The 13,494-nt window shown below is 66.1% G+C and carries 7 protein-coding genes and 1 pseudogene; 7 read left to right on the top strand and 1 reads right to left on the bottom strand.

Going from position 1 to position 13,494, the window contains the following annotated elements; translation table 11 throughout:
- Window positions 1-175: 175 nt before the first annotated feature.
- From BLU54_RS23265 to BLU54_RS11795, 6 genes are all read left to right on the top strand, one after another.
- Window positions 176-598, top strand: coding sequence for a hypothetical protein (locus BLU54_RS23265; RefSeq protein WP_139169659.1), 423 nt, complete (start codon window positions 176-178; stop codon window positions 596-598).
- Window positions 599-646: 48 nt separating this feature from the next.
- Window positions 647-742, top strand: a complete 96-nt coding sequence (locus BLU54_RS24210) for a restriction endonuclease (RefSeq protein ID WP_235837932.1) — start codon at window positions 647-649, stop codon at window positions 740-742.
- Window positions 743-1,096: 354 nt separating this feature from the next.
- The gene (locus BLU54_RS11810; protein WP_091908347.1) at window positions 1,097-2,920 is read left to right on the top strand and encodes an AAA family ATPase; all 1,824 of its coding nucleotides are present in this window, start codon (window positions 1,097-1,099) and stop codon (window positions 2,918-2,920) included.
- Window positions 2,921-2,923: 3 nt separating this feature from the next.
- Window positions 2,924-3,574 carry a 4Fe-4S cluster-binding domain-containing protein gene (locus tag BLU54_RS11805; protein WP_091908345.1) on the top strand — a complete coding sequence of 217 codons (651 nt, stop codon included), beginning with the start codon at window positions 2,924-2,926 and terminating at the stop codon, window positions 3,572-3,574.
- Window positions 3,575-3,632: 58 nt separating this feature from the next.
- Window positions 3,633-10,055 (top strand): AAA domain-containing protein, encoded by a 6,423-nt coding sequence (locus tag BLU54_RS11800; RefSeq protein ID WP_235837914.1) that lies wholly within the window; start codon window positions 3,633-3,635, stop codon window positions 10,053-10,055.
- A complete protein-coding gene (locus BLU54_RS11795) occupies window positions 10,052-11,443 on the top strand; it encodes a hypothetical protein (RefSeq protein WP_091908341.1) in 1,392 nt (463 codons plus the stop codon). The genes BLU54_RS11800 and BLU54_RS11795 overlap by 4 nt, the downstream gene beginning before the upstream one ends.
- A 67-nt stretch (window positions 11,444-11,510) precedes the next feature.
- Here the strand turns inward: BLU54_RS11795 and BLU54_RS11790 are convergent.
- Window positions 11,511-12,341: pseudogene (locus BLU54_RS11790) on the bottom strand (oxidoreductase); the annotation flags it as partial.
- 93 nt (window positions 12,342-12,434) lie between these two features.
- Between BLU54_RS11790 and BLU54_RS11785 the strand changes: the two are divergent.
- A complete protein-coding gene (locus tag BLU54_RS11785) occupies window positions 12,435-13,415 on the top strand; it encodes an AraC family transcriptional regulator (protein WP_091908337.1) in 981 nt (326 codons plus the stop codon).
- Window positions 13,416-13,494 lie beyond the last annotated feature (79 nt).

Raw genomic sequence — 13,494 nt, 5'->3', positions numbered from 1 at the left:
TCCTTCCACTTTGCGCAAAGAGAGACTTAGCAGTATGAAAGTGCCGCCGCCGTTACGGAAATGACATTTTCTACTTTCGATATAGCGTGCGGTTGGACTTGCTGCGCCATGCGCCAGGTGCTCCCCGCCTTCGCCGCGGAGTGTTGACAGACGAGGCGCCTCAATAAACGAACGCGTGTCGCGCAACACGCCGGGAATGATGGCCGCCTTTCCGCCGGGCAGCCTCGCCGCTTCCGGTTTCCGGTTTCCGGTTTCCGGTTTCCCGTTTCCCGCTTCCCGCTTCTCCGCCGCCCGCGACCCGCTACCCGCGCGCATGGCATATTACGGCTGGAGCCAGATCGACGACGGCGGCACCGCCTCGCCCGCTCCGTTTCACGCCCCTAGCGGCCGCTTGCAGGCGGCCGCTCGACAATCGCTTCCGTATCCAACCCTCGCGGCGGGTCGAGCGTCCCCCGCACGCAACGAACCGCCGCCATGCACAGTCATGCCGATTCCGGACTATCAATCCCTGATGCTACCCGTGCTCCGCACGTTGCGGATGGCGAAGAGCATCGCATGCGGGATGTCGTCGAACGCCTCGCAGTTGAGCTCGGCCTGAGCTTGGAAGAAAGAAGTGCACTGATTCCGTGCGAATAAAGGCGTATTCATCACCACATCCGGCTTTGCCCGGGAACCGAAAGAGTACGCGAGCCACATTGCGTCGAAAATCATTTTGATCGACGGCGATCAACTGTGCGATTGATGGTCGATCACAGTGTCGGGGTGTCCACGGTAACCACGTTCCACGTCAAGAAAATCGACTCCGATTATTTCGACGGCGACGTTCTGTAGCGCCGCACTGCCCACCGGGCGTCTGCCGAAACCCGTTCTTGCAAGTGGACAATCGGCTGCGATCTGCAAGGCACCGCGTGAACGCACGCACGGCCGATGCGCGGAGATGCGCTCGCCTGACGCTGCGCCCCGTATAGCCGGTACGCTTTCAATGCCTCCGAGCGCGCGTCGGATTAATGACGGAGCACCTTGGCGGTTTGGAGACGGAGCCGCGAACTGCCTGTGGTAACGTTTTACTTCCAAGACGCACGAATAATCGATGCCGATGCCCTCCTATGTCAAACCCCGATGGTTGCGCGATTTACTGCGCTTCCTGCCGCTGAAAAGCCAGTTCGTTCTATCGGGGAATGTCCGGGATTTACAAGCGTGCGAGGTGGCGCCGGGTACGGTCACCGCGCAACCGCTGATCAGGGCGCTGGCAGACGAATTGCGGCAAGCAGGTTATGCACAGTTGGTCGTGTGGGACCCGGTCGGCGGCTTTCGCGTCGCGGAAGCGCTGGGCGCACCGGCGACGTCGGGCGAAGAAACGCTGCGGCGGCTCGGGCTGATGCCGGTGGACGGTGCGGCGCCCGGCGGCCTCGATGTGTTGGCTGCGACAGTCGAACGGCTGGTGGCGCTGGATGGCGAACCGATCGGACTCGTGGTCGATTTCGCGTCGCGCCTCGCGGTACGGACGGAATCGCTGAGCGCGGCGGAGCACGCGCTGTTCACGCGCGCGCTGGTCCTGGCGCACGCGGTTGCGCCGCGCCCGGCGGGCGAGCAGCGGCGGCCGTTCTTCAATACAGTGCTGTGGGTCGTCGACAAGGAAGGCGATCTGCCGGACTGGTTGCTGATCGACAACCCGCGTCTGCGTCACATACCTGTGCCGAAGCCCGACAGTGCCGCGCGTCAAGCGCTCGCGGCTGCGCTGCTGCGCGGCGTGCCCGGCTCACAGCAAGCGTCGTCCGATGTCGCCGCGGACGCGGCGCGGGCGTTCGTCGAGGGGTGCGAGGGCTTGTTGCTGGCCGATATGAACGCGATCGCGACGTTGGCACGCGTCGAGCAGGTCCCGATCGAGAAAATGGCGGACGCAGTGCGCCGGTACAAAGTGGGCGTCACCGAGGATCCGTGGCTGCTGATCGACCGCGACAAGATCAGGAACGCCAACGCGGTGATCCGCCGGCGGGTGAAGGGACAGGCTCACGCGGTCACGCATATGCTCGATCTCATCAAGCGTGCGATGACCGGCGTGGGATCGCAGCGCAAGGGCAGCCGCCCGCGCGGCGTCGCGTTCCTGGCCGGGCCTACCGGCGTCGGCAAGACGGAGCTTGCGAAGACCATTACCAGCCTGCTGTTCGGCGAAGAGAGCGCCTACATCCGGTTCGACATGTCCGAGTTCAGCGCGGAGCATGCCGATCAGCGGCTGATCGGTGCGCCGCCGGGGTACGTCGGCTACGACGTCGGCGGTGAGCTGACCAACGCGATCCGCGAGCGTCCGTTCAGCGTCGTGCTGTTCGATGAAATCGAAAAGGCGCATCCACGCATCCTCGACAAGTTCCTGCAAATCCTCGACGACGGCGTCTTGACCTCGGGCCGCGGCGACCGCGTCTACTTCTCCGAAGCCCTGATCGTTTTCACCTCGAACCTCGGCATCTATCGGGAGGACGAGACAGGCAAGCGCGTTGCGAACGTTCTGCCTACCGATGCGTTCGCCGACATGCAGGCGAAGGTCCTGCATGAGATTCAACGGCACTTCAAGCTGGTGCTGAATCGCCCGGAAATATTGAATCGTATCGGCGAAAACATCATCGTCTTCGATTTCATCCGCGACGACGTCGGGGAGGAAATCTTCGAGCAGATGGTCAGGAGCGTGCTCGACGACATCGGCATGCAAGGCATCGCGGTTGCCCTGAGCGACGAGGCCAAGGACCAGCTACGACAGCGATGCCTCAGCGATTTGTCGAACGGCGGTCGTGGCATTCGCAATCAGCTTGAGACGCATCTGATCAATCCACTTGCGCGCGGGCTGTTCGATCAGGACGCAAAGGCCGGCGATGCGTTCTCCGTCGAGGCCACGGCCTCCGGCGAGCCGCAGTTGCGCCGCCGCTAGCCGATGGACATCCGCCTGTCACGTTTGCATTTCCCGGTGACCACCTTGGGGCCGGGGCAACGCATCGGCATTTGGTTGCAGGGTTGTAGCATCCGGTGCCCCGGCTGCATTTCGGCGGACACATGGTCCGAGCACGGACGCATGACGCGCGTGGCCGATGTGCTGGCCCAGCTCGACAGTTGGTTGCCTCACGCAAGCGGCGTCACTGTCTCCGGCGGCGAACCATTCGATCAACCGGAGGCGCTGCTTGCCCTCCTCGCTGCGTTGCGTGCGGCGCCCGGCGCCGCGCAGCGCGACGTGCTTGTCTACAGCGGTCATCCGATCGAGTCGATTGCCGCCACGCTGGCTCGCGCCGAAGGCTTGATCGACGCGCTCGTGTCGGATCCGTTCGAGATCGACACGCCGCAGTCGCTCGCGCTGCGCGGCAGCGACAACCAGCGCCTGCATCTGTTGACACCGTTGGGGCAGGCGCGGCTGGCGAGCTACGAACGTCGGCGTGCCGGCGTGGACCGTGCGCTGGACGCGATGTTCGACGACGACGGCAGTGTGTGGTTTGCGGGCATCCCCGCGCGAGGCGATTTCAATCGACTCCGCGACCTACTCAATCAACAGGGCCATCGGGTCCAGATCAGCGCCGACAAGGCGCGCAGGTGACAGACCGGACATGTCCGCAATGATGCGTTTTTGCCCCAATTGCAAGACCGAGCGGTCTGTGCAGGAATGGTACTGCGAGGGCACGGTAGACGGCGCGCCGTGCAACTGGGACCTGTCGAATGTGGCGATCCGCGAGCATGGCTGGCGGCCGCGCGAGGTGGCCACGGTCGAGACCGTGGCCGCGGCGGAACGCCGGGCCGGCGCGGAAGCGCCCGCAGGCGGCGGCGCAGCCGGTACGCAGCACGTTTCGACTCCCCGCACGCCAGCGGGCGGCGACGAGCACGCTGCCACTCGTGACGATGCGGCAGTCGCCGTCACCGCGGACGATGGTGCCGGGTTGCACTGCGTGAATGGCCATCCAATGCACGCCGGCGATCTGCTCTGCCTGGTGTGCGGCGGCGATCCGTCACCGACACCGTCAAGCGCGCAGGCGAGCGAGCCCGCCGCGCGCTCGACGGTGTCGCGGGCGGACGCCGCTGCAATCGCGAGCACCGATGCCGCCGCGGCGGGCGAAACGCAGATCGACGGCTGGCGGTTGCTGCGCCAGATCGCCAGTACCGACGGCGTGCGCGAACGTTATCTGGCCCGGCATCGCGACACCGGCAGGCAGGCAGTCCTCACGCTTTACCGCGCCGGCGCGGAGCCCGATCCGTCGGTCTACGACGTGTTGAGACGCCTGCCGCGCGAGCATGTCCCGGAGATTCTTGCAACCGGGCGCTGGGACAACCGCGCATATGAGGTCGCGGAAGAGATGAGCGGCGGGACGCTCGCCGACCTTGGCATCGCGTTGCGCGACACCGCGACGCTGCACCGCGTGGTCGACGAACTCGGGCAGGCGCTGCACGCATTCTCGGAAGTGGGACTGCGCCACCGCGATCTGCGGCCCGGCACGCTGTTGGTTCGTAGCGAACAGCCGCTCGATCTGGTCATCAGCGGTTTCGGCTCGGCGCGGTTGTCGGAGTTCGATCTCGACATCGTCTCGCCGCTCGAAACCACGCGATACATGGCGCCCGAAGCCATTGCCGGCGGCGTGGCGGCGGCTTCCGACTGGTGGAGCCTGGGGATGGTTCTGCTCGAACAGATCACCGAGGGCCGCTGCTTCGAAGGTGTGCACCCGCGCGCCTTCCTGATCCATGTCCTCGCCAACGGCGTGTCGCTGCCCGACGAACTCGATCCGTCGCTGAATCTGCTGCTGCGCGGTCTGCTTGCGCGCGATCGGCACCAGCGGTGGCAGTGGCCACAGGTGCATGCCTGGCTGGCTGGCGAACCGGTCGACGCGCCGTCAGCGGCGGCTTCCGATGCGGACAGCACGGAGGGCGCGGAGCTCAGTCTTGGCGGTCGGAGCTACCATAAGCCGACCGTCGCTGCGCTGGCCGCCGCCGAGCGCGATAATTGGGACGAAGCACGCGACCATCTGCTACGTGGCGTGCTGGCGACTTGGGCCGAACAGGCCGGAGTCGCGCCGCAGGCGCTGGCAGGCCTGCGCCAGGCGGCCCAGCTCGACGGCGTCGATGACGACGTTCGCCTGATGGTCGCCCTCAAGCTGCTCAATCCTGAAATTCCGCTGATCCTGCGCGGCGAGATCGTAACGCCGGGCTGGCTGCTGCAGCATCCAATCGACGGCTATGGACTGGTGAGCGGCCCCGTGCCGGGCTTCCTGCAGCGGCTGCAAACGGAAACCTGGCTGTCCCGGCTGCAGGCACGCGCCGACGAGGTACGGCTGCGCGCGCGCAACCACGGTATCGAACTCGACGAAGAGACGTTGCGCATTGCGCTGCTCTCGACCTCGCGCGCGCGGCTGGCGGCACAGTGGGAAGCGCGCAGGACCTTGCTGCCCGACTCCGATCATCCCGGTCTGCTGTCGCTGGCGGAGCGGCGGGTGATCAGCGAGGAAGATCTCATCATCCTGCTGAGCGCGGCAACCAGCCAATACCGCTCGGTCGACGAGATTGTGCAACAGGCGACTGCGCTGGCCGAGCACGAACAGGTGCTCGCGTTCGACGCCGACACGGCGCGACAGGCGTTGGCGCTGCCACGCGCCGAGCTGTTCCGCCTCGTCGATCAGCGCATCGCGGGTTTCGCTCGCACGGGCAGCCCGACCATCGACGGCTGGGCCGAACGCTTCCGGCTCGAGCGCCGTTTGCCGTTGCACGAGGTTGCCGTTCTGCTGTCCGTGCCCGCCGAACAATGGTTGGAGCCGCAGAAACAGCAGTACGTGACGCAGATCCTCGACTTTTTTGAAAAGAAAGTGGCAACAGCGGTCCTGCGCGGGCCGCTGGTGCGCATGACGATCGGTCGGACCACGGGCCGCATCGATCTCAACGAGTTGCACGGCGGCCGCCACACCGGCACCGCGCTGCTCGAGCACCTGCTGCAACGCAACGCCCGCTCGGTGCCGATCGATCCGGCGGTCTTCGACGCGAATGGCGTGCTCGATGGCCGCTTCAACACGCTGTATCGGCAGACCACGCTCTATAAACGCGACACCGGCATCGACGGCCTCTATCTCGGTTTCCCGTTCCTGCTCTACAAGGATCAGCGCAGCACGACCCGGACGCGCATCGCGCCCGTTTTGCTGTGGCCGGTCGAACTGCTGATGGAGCCCGGAACGCGTGGTCAGGCCGCGCTCGCGTTCGACGGCGAACGAGAGGAAGTGCGGCTGAATCCGGCGCTCGAAGGGCTGCTCGGAGCGGAGAGGCTGAAGGCCTGGCGAAGCGCCGGCGACGACGTGCTCGGCCGTTCGGCGTTGAAATTGGCCGACGTGATGGATGCGTTCGGCATGCTCGCCGCCGCCGAGGGGCGGCAGTTGGCGGCCCTGCCGCCCGCCTCGCTCGAACTGCCCGCCGGCGAAATGCGGCTGGCATGCGCGGCGGTACTGTTCCATGTGACATTCATCGGGCAGGCCGTGGGCGAGGACCTGCGGCAACTGAAGATGCTGTCGCCCGCTGGAACCGCGCTCGAAGCGATGCTCCGCTTGACATCGAACGACGCTGCGCAGGCAATCGAGAACGGCGCACCTGCCGAGCGCGACCGCTATCTCACCGTGGCGAGCGATCCGTCGCAGGAAGCCGCCGTCTTCCAGGCACGCAATGGTTCCGGTCTGGTCGTGGAAGGTCCACCCGGGACCGGCAAGAGCCAGACGATCGTCAACATGGTGGCCGACGCGATCGGCAACGGCAAGAGCCTGTTGATCGTTTGCCAGAAGCACGCTGCGCTGGAAGTGGTGCACAAGCGGCTGATCGCGGAGGGACTGGGCGAGCGCATCGTGATGGTCAACGACATCAATCGCGATCGCGAACCAACCATTCGCGCCGTGCGCGAACAATTGGAGATGCTCTTCAAGGGGCCGCCAGCCGAATACGATTGGTCTCGCCAGCGCGAACAGACGGCCGCCCGCATCGCTAGCCTCGAAGGCGAACTCGACCGGCAGCACGAAGCGCTGCACAGGGTGGACCCGGCGAGCGGCCGCAGCTACCGTGCGCTGCTTGGCGAACTGATCGCGCTGGAGGCAGGCGCGCCACCGCTTGATGCGCCAGCGCTGCGTGAACGCCTGGCGGCACTCGACATCGCTGCGCTGACCACGCTCGAGGATCAATGCGCCCCGCTGGTGCGTTACTGGTTGCCCGCCAGGTTCGAAGGGAGTGCGCTTGAGAACCTGCAAGCCTTTGCCACCGACCGCGCGACACTCGATGCGTTTCACGCCGCTTTTGCGGCCTTGCTGGAGGCGGAGCGACTGCGCGCCGACACGCTCGCCGCGCATCCCGCCACGTTCGACCTCGACGATCCGGAACCCGCGCGCGCATGGCTGAGTGCGAACGCGCAACGGCTGTTGGACCTCAGCGACGACGCGCGTGCGAGTCTGGCGCGGTGGCTGCCTCTGTTCCGACCCGCGGCCGAGAGCCGAACCGTCGGCGACGAACGATGCGCCACGCTACAGGTGCTGCACGATGCGCTGCGGCAGATCGATGCCACCGCCTATCATGCGGCACTGTCGCCCGCGATGGCGAACTTGTCGGACGGCGAATTCGAGACGCTGGCGGCCCGCATCGCATGGCTGGCGAAGCCGACGACGTGGCTGAGCGCGCTCAATCCGATGACTTATATCCGGCGCGCGCAACTCAGACGATTTGCCGAGCAAGCCGGCTCGACCGGCAGCGACCGATCCGAGCAACGATTCCATCAACTGCAGGCCGTCGCGCACCTCGAAGCGCAGTGGCGTCCGCGCCGGGCGGAATGGGCTGCCGTGCGCCGGGCGCTGCAACTGGACGCTGGCGGCACGCTCGACGGCACCGCGCTTGCCGACGCCGTCCGGCATGATTTCGAACGGCTGAAAGCGGTAGGCGGGTGGGCTCGACAGCTGTCGTTGGCGCCGCACAGCGAGGCGTTCGACGCGGCAGTACTGAGCGGTGAGCGCGGGCAGGTCGACGCTCTGCTGCACGGTTTCGAGACAGCGTTCGTGCGCCAGCACGTGCGTGAACGGAGCCTGCGCGCGCTGGCCGCGCTGCAGGACTGGCTGACGCCGGCGTTCGCCGACGCATGCCGACGCGCGGTGCAGGACAATGCCGCAGCGCATCCTGCGCTGGCACCGATAACCGCCGCGTTGCCGGCGCTTCCGGCATTCCAGCAATTCCGCCTGCGAGCGCAGCGCCTGGATGCCGAGGCGCTGCAGGTCTTCGCCATGCTGCGACGCCACGAGGCAGTGCTCGAACGCGTGCCTCCCGACGACCTCGACGCCGCGGTCCGCCGCTTGATCCGGCGCGAGGCGCGGCTCGGCTGGAAGCGGCGCTTCGAGCAGACCTTTCCCGAACTGCTGCTCGACCGCAGCGAAACGACCGCCAAGATCGCGGCGCTCGCGGCTGCCGACGAAGCCATGCGCGCTTCGAACCGTGACGCGCTTCGTCGTGGCGTTGCGCGAGACAAGTTGGGCGCGCCGCGCAGTTGGGAAGACCTCACTCGCCTGACCGGGCGACGCGCACGACGACTGCGCGAGTTCGTCGAACTCGGCACGCCGCTTGGCTTGATGGCGCTGCGTCCAGTCTGGCTGATGAATCCCGACGTGGCGAGCCGCCTGCTGCCGTTGAGATCGCAGTTGTTCGACGCGGTGGTGTACGACGAGGCATCGCAGATGCCGGTGGAGTACGCGATCCCGACACTGTTCCGGGGCCGTCGTGCGATCGTCAGCGGCGACGAGAAGCAGATGCCGCCCACCGCATTCTTTTCGAGTCAGGTGGACAGCGACGAGACCGGCCTTTTCGACGGTGAACTGCCGGACGACGAGGCCAGCGAGGAAGAACGGGCATTTTTCGAGGAGACCTGGAACCGGCGTGAAATCAAGGACTGCCCGGACCTGCTTCAGCTGGCCCGCACCGCGCTGCCGGTCTCGACGCTGCAGATCCATTACCGCTCCGCATACCGGGAGTTGATCGCCTACTCGAACGCGGCATTCTATGAAAACGCGCTGAGCATACCGGTCAGACATCCCGACGCCACCGTGCGTGCCGTCAAGCCCCTGGAAGTGATCGCCGTCGACGGGCTGTACCAGCAGCAAACCAATGCGGACGAAGCGGCGCGCGTGGTGGCCTACCTCGCCGATCTGTGGCGGTCGCCGTACGGGGAACGCCCGTCGGTCGGGGTGGTGACCTTCAATCGCAAGCAGGCGGACCTGATCGAGGAGCAACTCAAGCTCCGAGCCGAACGCGACGAGGCGTTTCGCCAGGCTTACCGCGAGGAGCGCGAGCGGGTGGAAGGTGGCGAGGACATGGCCGTCTTCGTGAAGAACGTCGAGAACGTCCAGGGCGACGAGCGGGACATCATCGTTTTCTCGACGACCTTCGGCCGCAACAGCCAGGGCGCGTTTCGCCGCTTTTTCGGCGTACTGGGACAGCAAGGCGGCGAGCGTCGCCTGAATGTCGCGGTCACGCGCGCACGCAAGAAAGTCGTGCTGGTCACGTCGATGCCGATCGGGCTGATCTCCGATATGCTGGACACGCAGCGCGGCCCCGCGATACCGCGCGACTACCTGCAGGCGTACATGGCCTATGCGCGCGCCATGTCCGACGGCGAACTGGCAGGTGGACGCGCGTTGCTCGGGCGGCTGGGTCATGCCTCGCAGCAGCGTGAACGCACGGAATTGCGCGGCGCTGCCACGGGGGACGGCTTCGCCGCCGAGGTGCTCGCCTTCCTGCGGTCGCTCGGCACCGAGCCGGTCGTGACGCACGAGGACGACGCCTTCGGACTGGATTTCGCGATAGCCGATCCGGGCACCGGCCTGTACGCCCTTGGCATCGAATGCGACGCGCCGCGTCACCGCCTGCTCACGCAGGCACGGGCACGCGAAATCTGGCGTCCAGCGGTGCTGAAACGGGCGATCGGACGGCTCCACAGGGTGTCGTCGCAAGCGTGGTATCACGAACCTGAAATCGAAAAAGCTCGCCTGCAGGCGGCCGTCTCGGCCGCTCTGGGCGCGGAGGTCGTTGCATGAGTGGGCCCAAGGTCGTGCGAATCGTCACGCGCGAGGAAGTTCTCGCCGATTGCCACAGGATGCTGCGCCGTCTCGATCGCACCATAGCGGCCTGGACGAAGGAAGGACAGGGCCTCGGACAATTGGCCGACGGCGAGATCGCGGCGACGCAAGCGCGTCGGCGCGCGCTCGCCACCTTGCTTGCAACGGACGCGACGATCCGCGCATTGCGTGATGCCCAGCGCGAACTTTCCGACGAGACGGCGTTCCTCGGCGCCGATCTGGAACGTCGCCGCACGCTCGCGGTCGATCACGCAGAACGTGTGCAGCGCCGTCGCCGGCAGGCCCGGAGCAGCGCGCAAACGCTTCTCCATACGTTCGCGTCCCGACGCCTCGAAGTGCCGGCCGCGCTTGTCGAGCGCATCGCGGCGATTGCCGAAGGACAGGCAGGCCATGACGACGCGGTGCAGACGGATGCGGTCCTGGCGCAGGGCTTCGCGCAATTGAGTCCGCCGGCGGACGCGAGCTTGTCCGCAGGTTCGTCCGAACCGAGCGCTGCGCAGCGCGAACTCGCGGCACAGCTGACCGACGGCCAGATGTCCGTGACTTTTGAAAGCTGGCAGGCGGCCCATCTTGCCTTGTCGCGCGAACCGGCGTTCGAGCGGCTGGACCGGCAGATCGCCGAGGCCGACGTGTTTCTGCCTGCCGCCGAGACCGCCGGCTTCGCGGACCGCCTGCGTGACATCGAGGCGCATCCGACCGGCGCGCATCGCAATCTCCTGCTGGACAGCCTGACATTGGACCTGTCGGACGCGGTAGCCGGCGCGCGCGCGCATCGCTCGGCCATCGACGAACTCGAAGAACTTGCCGCCGAAGTGCGGGCCAGAGCGTCCGACGACACCGGGCCCCTGCTGGCCAGGCTCGACGCGCTGGGCGGTGCCGTGACAATGGATACGATCGAGGAATTGATCGAGCATTGCCGTGCCGCGCTTGCGCGCGTGCAGCAGCGTGAAGCCGCGCAAGCGCGGCGCCAGGCTGTGCTCGAGGGCATGGCGCGACTGGGTTACGACGTGCGCGAGGGGATGAGCACCGCATGGGCCCGCGACGGACGCATCGTGGTCGGCAAGGCGTCGTTGCCCGGCTATGCGATCGAGGTTGGCGGTCAGACACAGACCAGCCGCCTGCAGGTGCGCGCGGTCGCGCTGAGCGCCGAGCGCGACCTGGCGCGCGACAAGGACGTCGAGACCCTCTGGTGCAGCGACTTTGCCCAGCTGCAGGCCGAACTCGCGCAACACGGGGACGACCTGCTGATCGAACGCGCGCTGGGCATCGGTGAGGTACCGCTCAAGGTGGCCGACGCCGCCGAGGCGGCGATCGCGACAACCTCGAAGGCTCGCACGTTGCGTTGAGAAGACGGTGTGCTGACCCGCGCAACGCGCCGCGCACGGCACAACGTTCCGCGGCCATATCCGCTCGGCCGTCGGTCGAGCGGGTCAGCGCCTCCCAAGCGCGGTATTCGTCGGCCAGCGTCGCCAGCTTTTCGTGCACCAGCGCGAATGCGTCGCTGCCCAACAGAAGGTGCGCCGGTGGCGCATCGCTGTCGATCACTGCCAGCATCGCGCGAGCGGCTTTTTTGGGATCACCGATTTGCTTACCGCTCTTTTCCTCACGTGCCTTGCGAATCGGATCGAACAGTGCGTCATAGTCGGCAATCGAGCGCGCCGTGCGGGACATTGACCGCCCGGCCCAGTCTGTGCGAAACGAACCGGGTGCAACGGCGGTGACGTGGATGCCAAACTGTCCCACCTCCTTGCCGAGCGCCTCGGAAATGCCCTCCAGCGCGAACTTGCTGCCGCAGTAGTATGCGATGCCGGGCATCGTGATGAAACCGCCCATCGAGGTGATGTTGAGCACATGTCCGCGTCGGCGCAAACGCATGTAGGGCAGCACGGCCTTGATCATCGCCACCGCGCCGAATACGTTGACGTCGAACTGTCGACGCAACTCGGACAGCGGCGCTTCTTCGACGACGCCTTCGTGTCCGTAGCCGGCGTTGTTCACCAATACATCGATCGGCCCGACGTTCGCCTCGACGTCGGCGACGACGGCGTCGATGGCCTCGACATCGGTCACGTCGAGCACCCGGCCTACGGCATGCGCGGAGTCGAGTGCCGCGAACGCTTGCGCTGCCGATTCGCTTCGCACGGTGCCGACGACGCGGTGACCCGCCGCAAGCGCCGCCACGGCCAATGCTCGTCCGAAGCCACTGCTGACGCCAGTAATGAACAAGGTTTTGAAAGATGACATGAACGGGCTCCACGCAGAGTTGAGGTGGATGTACGATAGTCAATCGAGGCAGGCATTTTCAGCTTCAATCCTCTCCTTTTATTGCCTATTTCTATGGCGAACCGAAAGCCTGCCGGGAACAGCCAGATCGCTGCCGCGCCTCGGTCGCGCGAGCAGCGGCGCTCGATCGCTTTGCTTCGCACGTTGGCGCCAGTAGAGGGATACAACCTGACACCGCTGCCAGACGTGCGCATCCTGCGCTCCGATCGTGCGTTGGCGCGCACGCCCGTGTTGTACGACCCCGGCATCGTGATTGTTTGTCAGGGACGGAAGCGCGGCTATTTCGGGGGCCAAGTGTATTTGTACGATGAGCAGCAGTATCTGGCGGTCGCCGTACCGGTGCCGTTCACGATGGAAACCGATGCCACGCCAGAGCGTCCGCTGTTGGCCCTCTATATGCACCTGGACTTTCAGCTCGCCGCCGAGCTGATGGTTCAGATCGACCAGCATCAATCATCGGCACCACAGGACGCGCCGCTAAGCATGATGTCCAGTCCGATGGACGCGGCGATGCGCAGCGTCGTGTTGCGCTTGCTGGAAGCGATCAGTCGGCCGCTGGACGCAGCGCTCCTGGGCCCGGCACTGGTGCGAGAGGTGTATTTCCGCGTGCTCACCGGCGCACAGGGCAACGCGATGCGCGCGGCTTTGACGATGCAGGGTCAGTTCGGGAAGATTGGCAAGGCGCTGCGCTGCATTCATGCGCGCTATGCGCAGCCGATCGACTTGCCGCAACTGGCTCGCGAGGCCGGTATGAGCGTGGCGACGTTCCATAGCCACTTCAAGGCCATCACGCGCACCTCTCCGATGCAGTATCTGAAATCCACGCGCTTGCATCAGGCGCGCTTGCTCATGGTGCGTCAAGGGATGACCGCCGAGACAGCCTGCCACGCCGTGGGCTACGCAAGCCCTTCGCAGTTCAGTAGAGAGTTCAAGCGACTTTTCGGGTTGACGCCCGCGGCGGAAGCCAGGCGAATGCGTGAGCGCTTTGCGATGCCACCCGCACACCCCGGATCGGCCTATGTTTCGTCGCATTGAGGTGGGTCCGGTTCGGAACGCGGGCGGTGACGCGCGAACGCCGGCCCGCGCGGCCCCCGCGCCGCCGCGGCGGCATGCG

This window comes from Chitinasiproducens palmae, assembly GCF_900095735.1.
Taxonomy (GTDB): Bacteria; Pseudomonadota; Gammaproteobacteria; order Burkholderiales; family Burkholderiaceae; genus Chitinasiproducens; species Chitinasiproducens palmae.
Note: the sequence above shows the minus strand (reverse complement) of the source record. Positions and strands in the feature narration are given on the sequence as shown.